General features: G+C 72.5%; 14 protein-coding genes. 8 read left to right on the top strand and 6 right to left on the bottom strand.

Annotated elements, in window-relative coordinates; all coding sequences use genetic code 11:
- Positions 1-34: 34 nt before the first annotated feature.
- A complete protein-coding gene (locus tag IEZ04_RS31145; protein ID WP_189220334.1) occupies positions 35-586 on the bottom strand; it encodes a hypothetical protein in 552 nt (183 codons plus the stop codon).
- 417 nt (positions 587-1,003) lie between these two features.
- On the opposite strand from IEZ04_RS31145, the gene IEZ04_RS31140 reads away from it, so the two are divergent.
- The 4 genes from IEZ04_RS31140 to IEZ04_RS31125 all read left to right on the top strand — a co-directional run bounded on the left by IEZ04_RS31140 (position 1,004) and on the right by IEZ04_RS31125 (position 5,349).
- Positions 1,004-3,802, top strand: a complete 2,799-nt coding sequence (locus IEZ04_RS31140) for a sensor histidine kinase (protein WP_189220333.1) — start codon at positions 1,004-1,006, stop codon at positions 3,800-3,802.
- Positions 3,799-4,230: a roadblock/LC7 domain-containing protein gene (locus IEZ04_RS31135; RefSeq protein WP_189220332.1), complete on the top strand. Its 432-nt coding sequence runs from the start codon at positions 3,799-3,801 to the stop codon at positions 4,228-4,230. Before IEZ04_RS31140 ends, IEZ04_RS31135 begins: the two co-directional genes overlap by 4 nt.
- A 19-nt stretch (positions 4,231-4,249) precedes the next feature.
- Positions 4,250-4,645, top strand: a complete 396-nt coding sequence (locus IEZ04_RS31130) for a DUF742 domain-containing protein (RefSeq protein ID WP_189220331.1) — start codon at positions 4,250-4,252, stop codon at positions 4,643-4,645.
- Between the two features lie 98 nt (positions 4,646-4,743).
- Positions 4,744-5,349, top strand: coding sequence for a GTP-binding protein (locus IEZ04_RS31125; protein ID WP_189220330.1), 606 nt, complete (start codon positions 4,744-4,746; stop codon positions 5,347-5,349).
- Between the two features lie 64 nt (positions 5,350-5,413).
- On the opposite strand, the gene glpK is transcribed toward IEZ04_RS31125, so the two are convergent.
- Together glpK and IEZ04_RS31115 are read right to left on the bottom strand one after the other, a co-directional pair.
- The gene (gene glpK / locus IEZ04_RS31120) at positions 5,414-6,934 is read right to left on the bottom strand and encodes a glycerol kinase GlpK (RefSeq protein WP_189220329.1); all 1,521 of its coding nucleotides are present in this window, start codon (positions 6,932-6,934) and stop codon (positions 5,414-5,416) included.
- Positions 6,935-6,981: 47 nt separating this feature from the next.
- Positions 6,982-7,731, bottom strand: a complete 750-nt coding sequence (locus IEZ04_RS31115; RefSeq protein WP_189220328.1) for an MIP/aquaporin family protein — start codon at positions 7,729-7,731, stop codon at positions 6,982-6,984.
- Positions 7,732-8,002: 271 nt separating this feature from the next.
- On the opposite strand from IEZ04_RS31115, the gene IEZ04_RS31110 reads away from it, so the two are divergent.
- Entirely contained in the window at positions 8,003-8,815 is an 813-nt protein-coding gene (locus IEZ04_RS31110) for a M15 family metallopeptidase (protein WP_189220327.1), read from the top strand.
- Between the two features lie 47 nt (positions 8,816-8,862).
- Positions 8,863-9,402, top strand: a complete 540-nt coding sequence (locus IEZ04_RS31105; RefSeq protein WP_189220326.1) for an NUDIX domain-containing protein — start codon at positions 8,863-8,865, stop codon at positions 9,400-9,402.
- 2 nt (positions 9,403-9,404) lie between these two features.
- Here the strand turns inward: IEZ04_RS31105 and IEZ04_RS31100 are convergent, their stop codons facing one another.
- Complete coding sequence (locus IEZ04_RS31100; RefSeq protein ID WP_189220325.1) at positions 9,405-11,786, bottom strand: glycoside hydrolase family 31 protein; 2,382 nt, start codon at positions 11,784-11,786, stop codon at positions 9,405-9,407.
- A gap of 233 nt (positions 11,787-12,019) precedes the next feature.
- Here IEZ04_RS31100 and IEZ04_RS31095 point away from each other — a divergent pair, with 233 nt between their 5' ends.
- Both IEZ04_RS31095 and IEZ04_RS31090 read left to right on the top strand, forming a co-directional pair.
- Positions 12,020-13,996, top strand: coding sequence for an acetoacetate--CoA ligase (locus IEZ04_RS31095; RefSeq protein ID WP_189220324.1), 1,977 nt, complete (start codon positions 12,020-12,022; stop codon positions 13,994-13,996).
- An 88-nt stretch (positions 13,997-14,084) separates the two neighbouring features.
- Positions 14,085-14,981: a DUF8829 domain-containing protein gene (locus IEZ04_RS31090; RefSeq protein ID WP_189220323.1), complete on the top strand. Its 897-nt coding sequence runs from the start codon at positions 14,085-14,087 to the stop codon at positions 14,979-14,981.
- 81 nt (positions 14,982-15,062) lie between these two features.
- On the opposite strand, the gene ptsP is transcribed toward IEZ04_RS31090, so the two are convergent.
- Both ptsP and IEZ04_RS31080 read right to left on the bottom strand, forming a co-directional pair.
- Positions 15,063-16,733, bottom strand: coding sequence for a phosphoenolpyruvate--protein phosphotransferase (ptsP, locus tag IEZ04_RS31085; protein WP_189220322.1), 1,671 nt, complete (start codon positions 16,731-16,733; stop codon positions 15,063-15,065).
- Between the two features lie 77 nt (positions 16,734-16,810).
- Positions 16,811-17,260, bottom strand: a complete 450-nt coding sequence (locus IEZ04_RS31080) for a PTS sugar transporter subunit IIA (protein ID WP_189220321.1) — start codon at positions 17,258-17,260, stop codon at positions 16,811-16,813.
- Positions 17,261-17,673: the final 413 nt, after the last annotated feature.

Here is a 17,673-nt window from a genome sequence, read left to right as displayed (position 1 = left end):
AGAACGGACGGCAACAGACGGCAATGAACGGGAACTACGGATGCGACAACTGCCCGGCCCCGCCCCGCCGCCGGCGTATTCGCTGCTGCGAGCGCTGCGCGGCCCGTGCCTGCCGCCGGGCGCGGCGGCGCTCGCGGCGCAGCTCACGCGCCGTGCTGCTCGGGACGGACACCACGCCGTTCCGCTGGTTCCACACCTGCCGGGTGACCCATACGTCCAGCACGCTCCACGTCGCCAGCACCGTGCTGGCCACACTGCTGACGACCATGGGGAAGGCGAGCCACGAACCGGCCAGCGTGCACAGGAAGGCCACCATCGCCTGGACCAGCGTCGCAGAGATGATCAGCACCGCGCGCACGGCCGCTGTCCGTACCGGATCCGGCAATCGCCGTCTGCGCGCGGGCTCCTCCACCCACAACGGGCGACGGTACGGCTGCTCCTCGGCCATGCCCGCCGCGTACTCCATGTCCGCAGGACTGTCCACTTCCCGGCTTGTACTCCCGAGGTCCGGCCCGATCCGCCGACCGCGCTCGGCCGCGGGCGCCACCACGCCGTCCGACGCCCCGACCCGCTCCGCCCTGCCCATCAACTCGTCACTCCCCACCGCCCGGCCGCCGACTCCCTCCGGGACCTCGCGTCCCGGCACCCCTCTGGCTGCCCGGCATGCGCTCTTTTACGCCGCCTGAGGCGGCACGCGGCGCCTGAAGCCGACTCCGCCCCCGTTACCTGTACAGAAGGACGCGCGGCGTTCGGCGAAGATTCCCGACACGCGGAGAAATCCGGACGACCGGCGGCCCTCACCGCCGGAACGCGGTCGCTCCCGTGCCGGACGACAGGAGGCAATCTCCTCCAATGAACGGACAACTCACCATGTCCGGTTCCCCGTCGGCGGGCGCCGCACTCGGACGGCCCTTCGAGTTACCTGTGTTCCGGTAGTAGGCTCACGCCGTTTGTTGACGTACATGCGTTCCTCCGTTGCGGGAGGGCCGAGCTGGGGGAGGCCATGCGCTTTCGCGGAAAGTCGATCCGCAGGAAGATCGTGGCGCTGCTGCTCGTCCCGCTGCTGTCCCTGACCGCCATCTGGAGTTTCGCCACCGTTCTCACGGTGCGTGACGTCAGCCGGCTCTTCACGGTGTCGCACGTCGTCGAGGAACTCGGTTTCCCGGCGGAGGACGCCGTCCGGGTGCTCCAGGAGGAGCGCCGCCAGACCCTCGTCCACCTCGCCGATCCCCGCGCCTCCGAGGCGCTCACCGCACTGCGGCGCAGCCGGGCCGCCACCGACGAGGCCGTGGCCAAGGTCCGTGAGCGTGCCGCGGACGACGAACTGCGGGAGGACATGGGCGAGGGGACCGCCACCCGCCTCGGCTCGTTCCTGGACGCCCTCGACGGCCTGCCGTCCCTGCGCGGCGGCGTCGAGGAGGGCACGGTCGACGTCTCGCAGGCGCTCGACCTCTACAACCGCCTGGTGGACCCGGCCTTCTCACTGCTGGTCGGCCTCCAGACCCTCGACGACGTCGAGCTCGACAAGCAGGGCCGCGCCCTCGTCAACGTCGCCCGCGCGCGCGAGCTGCTCGCCCGGGAGGACGCCCTCCTCAGCTCCGCCCTGGTCTCCGGCCGGCTCACCCGCGACGAGATCCGCGACGTGTCCGACCTGATGGCGCAGCGCACCCTGATGTACGAGGTCAGCCTGCCGCTGCTGCCCGCCGAGGAACGGGACCGCTTCGAGCGCTACTGGACGAACGCGGGCACCGCCCCGCTGCGCGTCGCCGAGGAGGCCGTCGTCGAGTCCGGCGCCGGCGAACCCACCGGGGTCACCGCGAAGACCTGGGACACCGCGGCCGGGCAGGTGCTCGACGAACTCGCCGACCTGGGTGTCCAGGCGGGCGACCGCTTCCAGGAGCGCGTCCGCCCCCTCGTCGTCGCCGTCATCGTCAAGGCCGCCGTCCCGGGCGTCCTCGGCCTGCTCGCCCTCCTGGTCTCGCTCTACCTGTCCGTGCGCATCGGCAGGTCCCACGTGCGCGACCTGCTGCGGCTGCGCCAGGAGGCGCACGAGGCGGCCGAGGTGCGGCTGCCCGGCGTGATGCGGCGCCTGTCCGCGGGCCAGAAGGTCGACGTGGAGGCCGAGGCCCCGCGCCTGGAGCACGACGGCACCGAGATCGGCGCCGTCGGGCAGGCCGTCAACACCCTGCAGCGCGCCGCCGTCGAGGCCGCCGTCCGGCAGTCCGAACTGCGCGCCGGCATCTCCGAGGTCTTCGTCAACCTCGCCCGCCGCAGTCAGGTCCTGCTGCACAAGCAGCTCACCCTGCTCGACACCATGGAACGCCGCACCGAGGACGCCGAGGAACTCGCCGACCTCTTCCGCCTCGACCACCTCACCACACGCATGCGCCGCCATGCCGAGGGCCTCGTGATCCTCTCCGGCGCCGCGCCCTCCCGGCAGTGGCGCAAGCCCGTCCAGCTCATGGACGTCGTGCGGGCCGCCGTCGCCGAGGTCGAGGACTACGAGCGCATCGAGGTCCGCCGGCTGCCCCGGGTGGCCGTCACCGGACCGGCGGTCGCCGACCTCACCCACCTCGTGGCCGAACTGCTGGAGAACGCCACGGTGTTCTCACCGCCGCACACGGCCGTCCAGGTGCAGGGCGCACGGGTCACCAACGGCTTCACCCTGGAGATCCACGACCGCGGCCTCGGCATGTCGGCCGAGGCGCTGCTCGACGCCAATCTGCGGCTCGCCGAGACCCCCGAGTTCGAACTGTCCGACACCGACCGGCTCGGCCTGTTCGTGGTCGGCCGGCTCGCCCAGCGGCAGAACGTCCGCGTCTCCCTGCAGCCCTCGCCGTACGGCGGCACCACGGCCGTCGTCCTCATACCGGACGCGCTGCTCACCGACGACGTCCCCGACACCAACGGCACCGGCTTCCGGCTCGACCGCGCGCGCCCCTCCGAGGAGGCCGGGGCCCCGGCCCCGCACGCCGGTCACCCCGCGGCGCGGAACGCGGCCCCCGGCGAAGCCGCCGAGCAGCACCGGAAGCCGGACGACGGCCCGGACGACGGCCCGGTCGACCCGGTGCGCCCCGCCCGTCCGGCCGGCACGGGGACCGGCGGCCCCGAGGGGCCCGTACCACTGCCCAGGCGCCGGATGCCCAAGCTCGTCGTCTCGCACGGCCGTCCCGTGGCGGAACGTCTCCCCGACGAGGGCGACGAGGCGTCGCAGGGCCCCGCCGAACCGTCCTCCGCCCGGTCCTCCGACGGGGACGGAACGCCCGAACCGCTGCCCACGCGCCGTCGCACGAGCCCCTCGGACCGCGTCCCGCGGAACGACCCCCCGCGCGGAGGGTTCGGCGGGACGGACGGGGCCGACGGTACGCACGGCACCGACGGTACGCACGGCATCGGCGGTACGGACGGCACCGGCGGCACGCACGCCACCGGCGGTACGGACGACCCGGAGCCGGCAGGCCCCGCGCTGCCCCGCCGCGTGCGGCAGGCCAGCCTCGCCCCGCAGCTCAGGGACGGCCACACCCGGGACACGCAACGCGACGCGGCCGGCGGCCAGGAACGGCAGGCGCTCGCCGACCGCGACGCCGACGAGGTCCGCAGCCGCATGGCCTCGCTCCAGCGGGGCTGGCAGCGCGGCCGCGAGGAGAACGCCGCGGACGACCAGGCCCCCGGTGGCACGGACCGCACGGACCGCACGGACCGCACGGACCGCACGGACCGCACGGACCGCACGGACCGCACGGACCGCACAGACGAAACACACGGCACAGCACGAGGAACGAACAAGGGGGACGGTCGATGACCGCACCGAAGGTCCCAGCGCCCACCGCCGCAGGCACGGAGTCCAAGGAGCTGAACTGGCTGCTCGACGACCTCGTGGAGCGCGTCGCCAGCATCCGCAAGGCGCTCGTGCTGTCCAGCGACGGACTGCCCACGGGGGTCTCCAAGGACCTGACCCGCGAGGACAGCGAGCACCTGGCCGCCGTCTCCTCCGGCTTCCACAGCCTCGCCAAGGGCGTCGGCCGCCACTTCGAGGCGGGCAGCGTCCGGCAGACGGTCGTCGAGCTGGACGACGCCTTCCTGTTCGTCACGGCCGCCGGTGACGGCAGCTGCCTGGCCGTCCTGGCGGACGCCGACTCGGACGTCGGGCAGGTCGCCTACGAGATGACGCTGCTGGTCAAGCGGGTCGGTGTGCACCTGGGCGCGGCTCCGCGCACCGATGTGCCCTAAAGGCGGGTAGTGGAATGACATGAGCGGAGACGGTCAGAGAAGCAGCCACTGGTTCGACGACGAGGCCGGACCGGTGGTGCGTCCGTACGCCATGACGCGAGGGCGGACCAGCCACGCGGTCCAGCACCGCCTCGACCTCATCGCGCTGGTGGTGGCGGAACCGCACGCGGACGACCCGGAGGCGGACCACTCGCTGTCCCCGGAGCACCTGACCATCGTCGAGCTCTGCCACGACGCTCCCCAGTCGGTGGCGGAACTCGCCGCGGAACTCGACCTGCCCGTCGGAGTGGTACGGGTCCTCGTCGGGGATCTCGTGGACGAGGAGCTGGTCCACGTCAACCGGCCCGTGCCTCCTGCGGAGTTGGTGGACGAGAGTATTCTGCGCGACGTGATCAACGGCCTCCGGGCGCTCTGAACGGCACCCGGCGGAACACGGACGTGGCAGGCCGGCAGTTCTGGGTCGATCGGGGCGGCGGGCGCCGCGCGATCACCGACAAGCAGAGGAAGAATCCGATGGCTTTCGGGCGTTTCGAACGCGGCAAGCCCCAGGTCGAGCCCGTCACGCTCAAGATCCTGGTGGCCGGCGGTTTCGGCGTGGGCAAGACGACCTGCGTCGGCGCGGTCAGCGAGATCAGACCGCTGCGCACCGAGGAGTTGCTCACCGAGGCGGGCCGCCCGGTCGACGACACCACCGGCGTGGAACAGAAGCACACCACGACCGTGGCGATGGACTTCGGGCGCATCACGCTCCGCGAGGACCTCGTGCTGTACCTCTTCGGCACCCCCGGACAGGACCGCTTCTGGTTCCTGTGGGACGAGCTGGCGACCGGCGCCCTGGGCGCGGTCGTGCTCGTCGACACCCGCCGCCTGGAGGACTGCTTCGCCGCCGTCGACTACTTCGAGCGGCGCTCCATCCCCTTCGCGATCGGCGTCAACTGCTTCGACGGCGCGGCCCGGCACTCCACCGAGGACGTCCGCCGGGCCCTCGACCTCGATACGGAGGTGCCGGTCGTCCTGTGCGACGCCCGCGAGAGGGAGTCCGTCAAGGAGGTACTCGTCGCGGTCGTACGGCACGCCATGACGTACGCGGCCGACCGCGAGCGGAGCGTCACCACCTGACCCGGACACGCGCGCGTGGTGAGATCGTCCGGCACGCGCGCGTGCGGCACGGTCCCGTCCGGCCTCAGCCGGCGCCGTCCTCGTGCCAGCCGAAGCTCCTCTCCACCGCCTTGTGCCAGTTGTGGTACTCGCGGTCCCGGACGGACGGCTCCATGGACGGTGTCCACTCGGCGTCCTTCTGCCAGTGGGCCCTCAGCTCGTCGAGGTCGTGCCACACACCGGTGGCGAGCCCGGCCGCGTACGCGGCGCCCAGACAGGTCGTCTCGGCGACCTTCGGACGGATCACCGGCACGTCGAGGACGTCCGCCTGGTGCTGCATCAGCAGGTTGTTCTTGGTCATGCCGCCGTCGACCTTCAAGGTGGTGAGCCGTACCCCGGAGTCCCGGAACATGGCGTCCACCACCTCGCGCGTCTGCCAGCTCGTCGCCTCCAGCACCGCGCGCGCGAGATGCGCCTTGGTGACGTACCGCGTGAGCCCGCAGACGACACCGCGCGCGTCCGACCGCCAGTAGGGCGCGAACAGGCCGGAGAACGCGGGCACGACGTACGCTCCGCCGTTGTCGTCGACGCTCGCCGCCAGCGACTCGATCTCGTCCGCGCTGCGGATGATGCCCAACTGGTCGCGGAACCACTGCACCAGGGCGCCCGTGATCGCGATCGATCCCTCCAGGCAGTACACCGGGGCCTCGTCACCGATCTGGTAACCCATGGTGGTGAGCAGCCCGTTCCGCGACGGCACCGGCCGGTTGCCCGTGTTGAGCAGCAGGAAACTGCCGGTCCCGTACGTGTTCTTCGCCGCGCCCACGTCGTAGCAGGCCTGCCCGAACACCGCCGCGTGCTGGTCGCCGAGCGCCGACGCGATCGGTACGCCCTCCAGCGGGCCGACCGCGGTGCCGTACACCTCCGCGGACGACCTGATCTCCGGGAGGACCGCCTCCGGCACGTTCATCGCCGTCAGGATCGAGGAGTCCCACTGGAGGCTCTCCAGGTTCATCAGCAGGGTGCGCCCGGCGTTGGTGACGTCGGTGACGTGGCGCCCGCCGTCGGTGCCGCCGGTGAGGTTCCAGATCAGCCAGGAGTCGATCGTGCCGAAGGCGATCTCGCCGCGCTCCGCGCGGTCCCGCAGGCCCGGCACGTTGTCCAGCAGCCAGGCCGCCTTCGGCCCGGAGAAATAGCTCGCCAGCGGCAGCCCGGTCCGCCCGCGGAAACGGTCCTGCCCGTCCGTGCCGCCCAGTTCGTCGCAGAGCGCGGCCGTCCGGGTGTCCTGCCAGACGATCGCGTTGTGCACGGGTTTGCCCGTGGCGCGGTCCCACAGGACCGTCGTCTCCCGCTGGTTGGTGATGCCGAGCGCGCTGAGCTGCCCGGCCCGCAGACCCGCCTTGGCGAGCGCGCCCGCGACCACCGCCTGCACCTTCGACCAGATCTCGGTGGCGTCGTGCTCCACCCAGCCGGGCTTGGGAAAGATCTGGCGGTGCTCGCGCTGGTCGACGGCGACGACGGCGCCGTCCTGGTCGAAGACCATGCAGCGGCTCGAGGTGGTGCCCTGGTCGATCGCGGCGACGTACTTCTGGGCTGTGTCCGGCATGACGTCCCCTTACGTCCGTGCGTCCGTGCACCCTTGCGCCGGACGCGTCAGAAGGCTGCGTTGTAGATGAGGCCCGCGAGCACCCCGCCGATCAGCGGCCCGGCGACCGGGATCCAGGCGTACCCCCAGTCGGAGGTGCCCTTGTGCGGGATCGGCAGGAACGTGTGCACGATGCGCGGACCGAGGTCGCGGGCCGGGTTGATCGCGTAGCCGGTGGGCCCGCCGAGGGAGAGACCGATGCCGGTGACCAGCAGGGAGACGATCAGCACCTGGGTGCCGGACTCGCCGAGGCCTTTGGTCAGCCCGAAGGCGAGGATCGGCAGCACGAGGGCCGCCGTCGCGATGATCTCGGTGATGAGGTTGGCGGCCGGGTTCCGGATCTCGGGGATCGTGGCGAAGATGCCGAGGGTGGGCACCGGCTCGTCCACCGTGCCCTCCGTGGTGCCTACCTCGCGGACGTTGGCCCGGAACTGGGCGTAGTACACGAGGTACGCGAGAACCGCGCCCAGCATGGCGCCGACCATCTGCCCCAGCAGATAGACCCACACCCGGCCCCACTCCCCGGTGTCGACGGCGATCCCGAGGGTGACGGCGGGGTTGATCTGACCGCCCGACAGAGGGGCGGCGGTGTACGCGCCCGCCAGCACTCCGAAGCCCCAGCCGAACGCGATCACGACCCAGTCGGCGGCCCTGGCCTTCGAGTACCTGAGGGTGACGGCAGCACACACGCCGGCGCCGAAGAGGATGAGGATCGCGGTGCCGATGACCTCACCGACGAAGATGTTCCCGTTGCTCATGGCGGCTCCTAGCCCCCGGAGGACGGCCCGTGACGCGATGACGCGGGTGGGATGCCCGAGCGGTGTGGTGCACGCGATGCGCAAAGCCACCCGAATGCGGCGATGTCGGCTGACATCGGAAGTGTCAGCCCCGGGTCAGGGAGCGTCAAGGTCGCCGTCGGCAACGGCTGGGACGGCACGAGGGCGAGGGGTACGAGTGACCGGCGGGACGGCCCTCCGCACGGCCCCGTCCGGCTCCCGCGCCCCCCGATCGGCTGGTACATGAAAGGGCATGACAACACTCCCGTCCCGCCTGCGGGCCCTGCTCGTCACCGCCACGTCGCTGCTCGCCCTGACCACGACGGCCGCACCGGCCGGAGCCGCCACCCCCGGGCCCGGGGCACCCGAGGACTTCGTCTCCCTGACGAGCGTGGACCCGACGATCCTCCACGACATCCGCTACACCACCGCGCACAACTTCGTCGGCGAGCGCGTCGACGGCTACCGGCAACCGCTGTGCATTCTCACCCGGCCCGCCGCCGAGGCACTGCGCAGGGCCCAGAGGCAGCTCCTGGAACGCGGTCACACGCTCAAGGTGTACGACTGCTACCGCCCGCAGCGCGCGGTCGACCACTTCGTCCGGTGGGCCGAGGACCCGGACGACGACCGGATGAAGGCCGAGTTCTACCCGCGGGTCGACAAGACCCGCCTGTTCGCCGACGGTTACCTCGCGGAGAGGTCGGGCCACAGCCGGGGCTCCACGGTCGACCTCACCCTGGTGAAGCTCCCCGCCGTGCCGACGCGCCCGTACGTCCCCGGAGAGCCCCTGGCGCCCTGCTACGCACCGCGCGGGCAGCGCTTCCCCGACAACTCCGTGGACATGGGCACGGGCTACGACTGCTTCGACACCCTCTCCCACACCGACGACCCGCGGACCAGCGGCACGCAGCGCGCCAACCGGCAGTTCCTGAAGGCAACCCTGGAAGCGCAGGGTTTCGTGAACCTCCCCGAGGAATGGTGGCACTTCACCTACGGGCCGGAGCCCTACCCGGACACCTACTTCGACTTCCCGGTGTCCAGGAGGTCCCTCGCGCACACCCACTGAGCCGCGTCCGGCAGACGCCGTCCACCTGATCGGCTACAGTCCGCCGCGTGTCCGCAACCACCAGACTCCCCAACGGCGACCCCGTACCGGACAGCCACTGTTCGAGCTGCGGAGCGCCCTACGGAGAGGGCGTCTCCGGCTGGCCGCGCACCTGCGCGGTCTGCCGCACGACCGCCTACCGCAACCCGCTGCCCGTCGCGGTGGCCCTGCAGCCCGTGTACGACACGACAGGCACCGCACTGGTCGTCATCACCCGCACCATCGAACCCGCGCGCGGGGGCACGGCCCTGCCCGGAGGGTTCATCGACCACCGGGAGGACTGGCGCGGCGCCGTCGTCCGCGAGCTCAAGGAGGAGACGGGCATCGGCGCGGACGAGCGCGACGTCCGCCTCGCCGACGCCATGAGCTCGCCCGACGGCCACCTGCTGCTCTTCGGACTCCTCCCGGAACGCCCGGCCGGGAGCCTGCCCCCGTTCACGGACACGGACGAGACGGCGGGCCGGCGCCTGCTGCACGGTCCGGCCGAACTCGCCTTCCCGCTGCACACCCTGGCCGTACGGGCCTTCTTCCAGGGCCGGTACGTCTGACGTCATCCCCGGGCGAGCCCGCGGACCCGTACGGGGTACGGCGGCTCGCCCGGCCCGTCGTCCCCGGCCCGCTCCACGACGACCGAACGCTGGTGCCACCGCGACACGTAGCGCTCGGCCCCCGGCTCGTCCCAGCCGTCACCCTTGTCGGGCACCACCACCCCGCCTCCCGTCCGGCCCCGCGCGGGCGCCCACACCTCCAGCTCCAGGTTGCCGTCGGCGCCCCGGACCGGAAGGACGGCACCCGCGCGCGCGAACACCGGCACACGGGACAGCGGCGCCTCGACCAGCACCTGCCCCGGCCCCTCGTACGCCTCCTCGGTCGCCGTGTCGTACCACCGCCCCCTCGGCAGCTGCACCGCGCGCCGGTCCGCAGCCGGGTCCAGCACCGGAGCCACCAGCAGACAGTCACCGAGCAGGAAGGCGTCCTCGCAGTCGCGCAGCGCCCGGTCCTCGGGCGCGCCCCACCACAGCGGCCGCACACAGGGCGCTCCCGTGCGGTGCGCCAGGTGCGCCAGCGTCAGGAAGTACGGCAGCAGACGCCGCCGCTCCAGCAGCGCCCCACGCGCGTGGGCGAGGAGCTCGCCGTCCAGCTCCCACAGCTCGTCGCGCCCCGCCGGAGAACCGCCACGCGTCCGCAGCAGCGGCAGGTACGCGCCCAGCTGCAGCCACCGCAGATACAGCTCCGGTGACGGGCAGCCGTCGGCGCCCCCCACGTCGGCGCCCGCGTACGGCACCCCGCTCAGCCCGAGCCCCAGCACCACGGACAACGACGCCCGCAGCCCCGGCCAGCCCGTCGCCACGTCCCCCGACCACGCGCCCCCGTGGCGCTGCAGCCCGGCCCAGCCGGAACGCGAGACGAGGAACGGCCGCTCCTCCGGCGCCGCGGCGCGCAGCCCCTCGTACCCGGCGCGCGCCATGCACAGGGCGTAGACGTTGTGCGCCTCGCGATGGTCGCCGCCCCTGCCGTCCAGATCGTGCCGGGCCGACCGGGGCAGCGTGTTCTCGCCGAAGGCCGTGAACGACGTGGGCTCGTTCCCCTCGTACCAGGACCCGGCGAACCCCCGCGCCGTCCCCTCCGCGCACCGCTCGGCCCACCACTCGCGCACCCGCGCGCGCGTGAAGTCCGGATAGACCGACTCACCGGCCCCGGCCACCCCCTCCACCACCCGGCCCGCCGCGTCCCGCACGAAGGCGTCCCCGGCCGTGCCGCTGTCGTACACCGGGTCGCCCGGTACCGCCCCGACCGCCGGACCGAGAACCGGCACCAGCCGTACACCGTCCCGGCGCAGCTCCTCGGCGAGCTCCGGCAACCCGGCGGACCCCGGCCCGTCGACCGCGAGCTCCCGCGTGGCGTCGGTGCGGTCGACACCGAAGCGGAACGCGTCGAGGTGCAGCGCGTCGAGCGGGAGGCCGTGTACCTGGTGGCCCGCGACGACCCGCCGCACCTCCTGCACGGATCCGAGCCCGGACCGCGCGTGATGGTGTCCCAGCGCCCACGCGGGCGGCACCGCCGGCGCCCCAGTGATCGAGGCCCAGGTGTGCAGCACGCGCGCGGGAGTGCCCACCGCGACCCAGCAGCGCAGCGGACCGCCGTCCATCCGCACCTCGGCCGTCCCGGCCCGGTCGTGCCCGGAACCGGCGCCCTCCTCACCCTCCCGCAGCGTCACCGTGCCGTCCCACGAGGTGTCGTGGAACACCAGGTGGGTCCCCGCGTCGGCCACCACCAGCTGCACCGGCACGGTGAGGAACAGCGGATCGTCGCCGGGCACGAAGGGACGCCCGGGGTCGGTGTTCCACAGGCGGTACGTTCCGGCACGCAGCCTCGGCCCCGCGGAGCGCCCGCCCAGGCCGAAGAACCGGGCGTCCGCGGCCACTTCGGTGCGCTGCATCCAGCGCGACGCGCCCCCGTCGGCCGGCTCCCACCAGCGGGGCGGCTGGTCACGGCGCAGGGTCACACCGCCCGGCGTCTGCACCTCGACGGCGCCGTGCCGCGACACGACGACCGTCACGCGCTCGGCCACCACCCGCCACGCGCCGTCCGTGTCCGGCTCCAGGACGGCCCGCGGATCCGGCTCGGGACACGGGCCCGCGAGCGCGTACGACGGTTCCGGCGCCGCGCCGTCCCAGCCCCAGAAGACGGCGCCGTTCACCGTCACGGTGACGCGCAGCTCCGACCGGGCGAACCGGACGACCCCGCCCCCGGGACCCGGCTCCACCTCCCGCACGGCCCCGGGCACCCGGGCCCGCTCGGTGCCCCGCCCGGGCAGCCCGGCGGCGTCGGTACGCCTTCTGCGCCACGCCGCCCGCACGGCGCGCAGGCCCTGCGCAGCCCCCGCCGAACCGACCGCCTTCACCGAACGCACCAGGTCACGAGCTTCCATGCTGGTCACCCTGCCACTGACCGGCCCGCAGGTGTGAGCCGTTCAGCCGCCGTTCACCCGCAGCGGGAGGAGATCTTCACGGCGCCGACCACCACCGACCGGTGCCGACCGCGCGTGCCGCACTCTGGTGCACGAGTCGATCACGTGGCATCGTCCCTGTCAGCCGCGTCACGCGCACACCCCAGCCCGTGCGCGCCCCACGCACACGCCGCGTACCGTCCGGGAGCCGCCCCATGACCTCAGCGAACCCCTCGCCGCTCTGGCAACCCGACCCGGACAGCGTCGCCCGGGCGCGGATCACCGCGTTCCAGGCCTGGGCGGCCGAGCGCCACGGAGCACCGGCCGACGGCGGTTACGCGGCTCTCCACCGCTGGTCCGTCGACCGGTTGGAGACCTTCTGGGAAGCCGTCACGGAGTTCTTCGACGTACGGTTCTCCACCCCCTACGCGCGCGTGCTCGGCGACCGCTCCATGCCGGGCGCCCGATGGTTCCCCGGGGCGACCCTCAACTACGCCGAACACGCCCTGCGCACCGCCGACACCCGCCCCGGCGAACCGGCCCTCCTGTACGTCGACGAGACCCACGACCCGCGCCCGGTGACCTGGTCCGAACTGCGCCGCCAGGTCGGCTCCCTGGCCGCCGGACTGCGCGCCCTCGGCGTACGCCCGGGAGACCGCGTCAGCGGTTACCTCCCGAACGTCCCGCAGGCAGTCGTCGCCCTCCTCGCCACGGCCGCCGTGGGCGCCGTCTGGACGTCCTGCGCCCCCGACTTCGGCGCCCGCAGCGTCCTCGACCGCTTCCAGCAGGTCGAACCGGTCGTCCTGTTCACCGTCGACGGCTACCGCTACGGAGGCAGGGAGCACGACCGCCGGGACGTCGTCGCCGAACTCCGCCGCGAACTGCCCACCCTCCGCGCCGTCGTGCACATCCCGCTGCTCGGCACCGAGGCCCCCGGAGGCGCCCTGGACTGGTCCGCCCTGACCTCCGCGGACGTCGACCCCGTCTTCGAACAGGTCCCGTTCGACCACCCCCTGTGGGTCCTGTACTCCTCCGGCACGACCGGCCTCCCCAAGGCCATCGTCCAGTCCCAGGGCGGCATCCTCGTCGAGCACCTCAAACAACTCGGCCTGCACTGCGACCTGGGCCCCCAGGACCGCTTCTTCTGGTACACGTCCACCGGCTGGATGATGTGGAACTTCCTCGTCTCCGGCCTGCTCACCGGCACCACGATCGTGCTCTACGACGGCAGCCCCGGCCACCCCGGCACGGGCGCCCAGTGGCGCGTCGCCGAACGCACCGGTGCCACGTTCTTCGGCACCTCCGCCGCGTACGTCATGGCCTGCCGCAAGGCGGGCGTCCACCCGGCACGCGACCACGACCTGTCCCGCGTACGCTGCGTCGGCACCACGGGCTCCCCACTGCCGCCCGACGGCTTCCGCTGGCTGCACGACGAGTTCGCGGCGAGCGGGGCGGACCTGTGGATCGCCTCCGTCAGCGGCGGCACCGACGTGTGCTCCTGCTTCGCGGGAGCCGTCCCCACCCTGCCGGTGCACATCGGCGAGCTCCAGGCCCCGAGCCTCGGCACCGACCTGCAGGCATGGGACCCCGACGGCGAACCGCTCACCGACGAGGTCGGCGAACTCGTGGTCACCAACCCCATGCCGTCCATGCCGATCCGCTTCTGGAACGACCCCGACGGCAGCCGCTACCACGACAGTTACTTCGACACCTACCCCGGAGTCTGGCGCCACGGCGACTGGATCACCGTCACCTCGCGCGGCTCCGTCGTCATCCACGGCCGCTCCGACTCCACGCTCAACCGCCAGGGCGTCCGCATGGGTTCGGCGGACATCTACGAAGCCGTCGAGCGGCTCCCCGAGATCAGGGAGTCCCTCGTCATCGGTGTCGAGGAACCCGACGGCGGTTACTGGATGCCGCTGTTCGTGCACCTCACCCCGGGCACGACCCTGGACGAGGCCCTGCTGGACCGGATCAGGCGGACCATCCGCGAACAGCTCTCCCCACGGCACGTCCCCGACGAGATCATCGAGGTCCCCGGCATCCCGCACACCCTCACCGGCAAACGCATCGAGATCCCGGTCAAACGCCTCCTGCAGGGCAGCCCGCTGGAGAAGGCCGTCAACCCGGGCTCCATCGACGATCTCGACCTGCTCCACTTCTACGAGAACTTGGCGCGAGAACGCCGCTGACGTGCTCTTTCCCCAGCTCACCGGGCGTTGTCAGTGCCGCCGGTTACTGTGAGTGAGCATTGATCGACCGCTGCGCACAGGGGGAAACATGCCGCGCACCCAGCACCCGACCATGCGACGCGTCCTGCGTCGCGAGATCGCCGGCACCATCGGCCTGCTGGCCGACGAGCACGACTTCGCGGCGATGCGGCGCTACCGCAGCTTCGCGTTCGACGACCACACGACCTACCTGCGACAGGTCGAAGCGCTGCTCAGGACGCTCGCCGCACAGGGCACCCACACCACGGTCGCCCTCTTCGATCCAGAGGAGTACGCGGAGTTCTGCGCCGAGACCGGCCTGGAACCCGACACCCCGTCCAGCCGCACCCGCTTCACCGCCGAACTGGCCGCCACGGGCCCCAGCGTCCCCTACGAGGGCCAGCCCTTCGACGAACTCGTCCCCGAACTGATCGACGAGGCGGTCCGACGGGCCACCTGGAGTTACGCGGCCACGCTCCTGGCGGGCCTCGGCGCCTGCGCGTCCTGCGGCGAAGACATCGGACGCGCCGCCTTCACCCACGCCTCGGACCTGCTCACCCGCGTCCTCGACACCGCGGGACCGGGCGAACACCACCTCGTGTGCAGCCTCTCCACCGCCCTCGAACCACTCACCGCAGCGCTGCGAACCGCTGAGCGGCCCGACGGCTCCCGGCACCCGGACGAGTCCGAGGCACTCGAACTCACCACGCTCCTGGCCGTGGGCCTGGCCACCCGGAGCGCCGGCGGCCTCATCGTGCGGACCGGCGCGCCCGGCACGACCGACCGCGTCTACGGCTGGCGCCTGAGCGGAGACACCCTCCACCCCCTCACCGCCGGCGAGGTCTTCGACGCCTACTGCACGGACGCCGCATCGGGAGACCTCGTCCCACCGGAGTCGGGCGTCGACTACTGCGCACCGCCCGACCTGGGCGACCAGGGGCCGCCGCCGGGCGGACACACCCACTGAACAGGCTGCACAGGAACGAGCGAGGGGCGCCCCGCCCACGGCCTCGGGTGGAGCGCCCCTCGCACACCGGCAGACCGACGGCTACTCGCCGGACAGCACCGTCCGGGCCGCCTCGCGCGCCTCCTCGGCGGTGTCCGCCGCCCGTGCGGCAGCCGCGGCCCGCTCGCACTGCGCCAGCGTGTACTTGGCCAGCGTCGCCCGCACGTACGGGATCGACGCCGCGCCCATGGACAGGGAGGTGACCCCCAGGCCCGTCAGCACACACGCCAGCAGCGGATCCGACGCGGCCTCGCCGCAGACGCCGCAGCTCTTGCCCTCGGCCCTCGCCGCCTCGGCGGACAGCGCCACCAGGTCGAGCAGCACGGGCTGCCACGGGTCCTGCAACCGCGACACCGCACCGACCTGCCGGTCCGCCGCGAACGTGTACTGCGCGAGGTCGTTGGTCCCCAGCGACAGGAACTCGACCTCCCGCAGGATCGACCGCGCCCGCAGCGCGGCCGACGGAATCTCCACCATCGCGCCGAACTTCGCCTGCAGCCCGGCCTCCCGGCACGCGTCCGCGAAAGCGCGGGCATCGATCCGGTCCGCGACCATGGGAGCCATCACCTCGAGGTGGACGGGCAGCCCCTCCGCGGCCTTCGCGAGCGCCGTCAGCTGCGTGCGCAGCACCTCCGGGTGGTCGAGGAGCGTCCGCAGACCACGGACACCCAGCGCCGGGTTCGGCTCGTCGGCAGGCGTCAGGAAATCCAGTGGCTTGTCGGCCCCCGCGTCCAGCACCCGCACGACGACACGCCCCTCGGGGAACGCCTCCAGGACCTGCCGGTACGCCTCGACCTGCTTTTGCTCGGAAGGAGCGGCCTTGCTGTCGTCGAGGAACAGGAACTCGGTGCGGAACAGACCGACGCCCTCCGCCCCGGCCTCCACGGCGGCCGGCACGTCCGCCGGACCGCCCACGTTGGCCAGCAGCGGGACCCTGTGCCCGTCCGAGGTGGCACCCGGCCCGGACGACGCGGCCAGCGCCGCCTTCCGCTCCGCCGCCGCGGCCTCCAGCTCGGCCCTCTTCTCCGCGCTCGGGTTCACGAAGAGCTCGCCCGAGCTCCCGTCCACGGCGATCACCGTGCCCTCGGCCAGCTCACCGGCGCCCGGCAGCGCGACCACGGCCGGCACGCCGAGCGCCCGCGCCAGGATCGCGCTGTGGCTGGTGGGCCCGCCCTCCTCGGTGACGAATCCGAGGACGAGCGCCGGATCGAGCAGCGCCGTGTCGGCCGGAGCCAGATCGCGGGCTATGAGGACGTACGGCGTGTCACTGTCGGGCACGCCCGGCATGGGTACCCCGAGCAGCCGCGCGACGATACGGTTCCGCACGTCGTCCAGGTCGGCCACCCGGCCGGCCAGGTACTCACCGGCTCCCGCGAGCAGCTCCCGGTAGGCGGCGAACGCGTCGTACACCGCGCGCTCGGCCGTACTGCCGACGGCGATGCGTCGTTCCACATCGGCCAGCAGTTCGGGATCCTGGGCCATCATGGCCTGGGCCTCCAGGACGGCCTGGGCCTCGCCCCCCGCCAGAGTGCCCCGCGCCGTCAGATCGGCGGCGACGGCCTCCACGGCCTTACGGGCCCGCTCCTGCTCGCGCTCCGCCCCCTCCGCGGGGATCTGCCTGGCGGGCGGCTCCAGCACCGCCGTTCCCATGTGCCGTACCTCGCCGATCGCCACACCGTGGCTCACACCGACGCCTCGCAGCGTTGTCTCCATGTCACCCGTCTCCATCAGTGCGGCGGATCCGGCCGCCGCGGTGGTCGTCCAGCCCGCCGTGTCGCACGGCGCCGTGGTCACTGCCAGCCGAAGAGCTCGTCGCCGGCCCGCACCTCACCGGCCTCGCGGAGGCCGGTGAGGGAGTCCGCCGTGGCTTCCAGCGCCACGACCGGGCAGATTGGCGACCTGCCCGCGGCCTCGACGGCGGCGGGGTCCCAGCGCACGACGCCCTGCCCGCGCGTCACGGTGTCGCCCTTGTTGACCAGCAGCTCGAAGCCCTCCCCGTTGAGCTGCACGGTGTCGATGCCGAGATGGGTGAGGACGCCGTGGCCGTCGCTGTCGACGACCACGAAGGCGTGCGGGTGGAGCGAGACGACGACGCCGTCGACGGGGGAGAAGGCATCCGAGGCCTCCCTCACGGGGTCGATCGCCGTGCCGGGTCCTACCATCGCCCCCGAGAAGACGGGGTCGGGTACCGCGGCGAGTCCGATGGCCCGCCCCGCCAGGGGGGACGTCACGGTGGTCATGGGAAACCTCCCAGAGGAGTTTCATATGGGCCGTCACTGCCTGTCCCGGACGGCGCACTGTTGTGCAGCGTATGACATATGAACTGGCGGTTCCGCATAAGACGTACCGGTTGGCGACCGTGGGACGGCGCCCAAACGATTTGCCTCTGCTCCGACCGCCCCTGTACAGTCGTAGACCTGCCTGGGACCGAGCGACGCACCACAGCGTCACCGGTTGGCAGCATCCAACTTGTCAGATCCTCATCTCGGGGTGGACTTCTGCGTGCCTGCGGAAGTGCGGTCAGAGAGAAGGAAAAACACTGATAGAGTTGGAAACACCGAAGGGAAGCGCCCGGAGGAAAGCCCGAGAGAGTCTCTCGCGGTGAGTACGAAGGAAGCGTCCGTTCCTTGAGAACTCAACAGCGTGCCAAAAG

This window comes from Streptomyces ruber (assembly GCF_014648075.1).
Lineage (GTDB): Bacteria > Actinomycetota > Actinomycetes > Streptomycetales > Streptomycetaceae > Streptomyces > Streptomyces ruber.
Note: the sequence above shows the minus strand (reverse complement) of the source record. Positions and strands in the feature narration are given on the sequence as shown.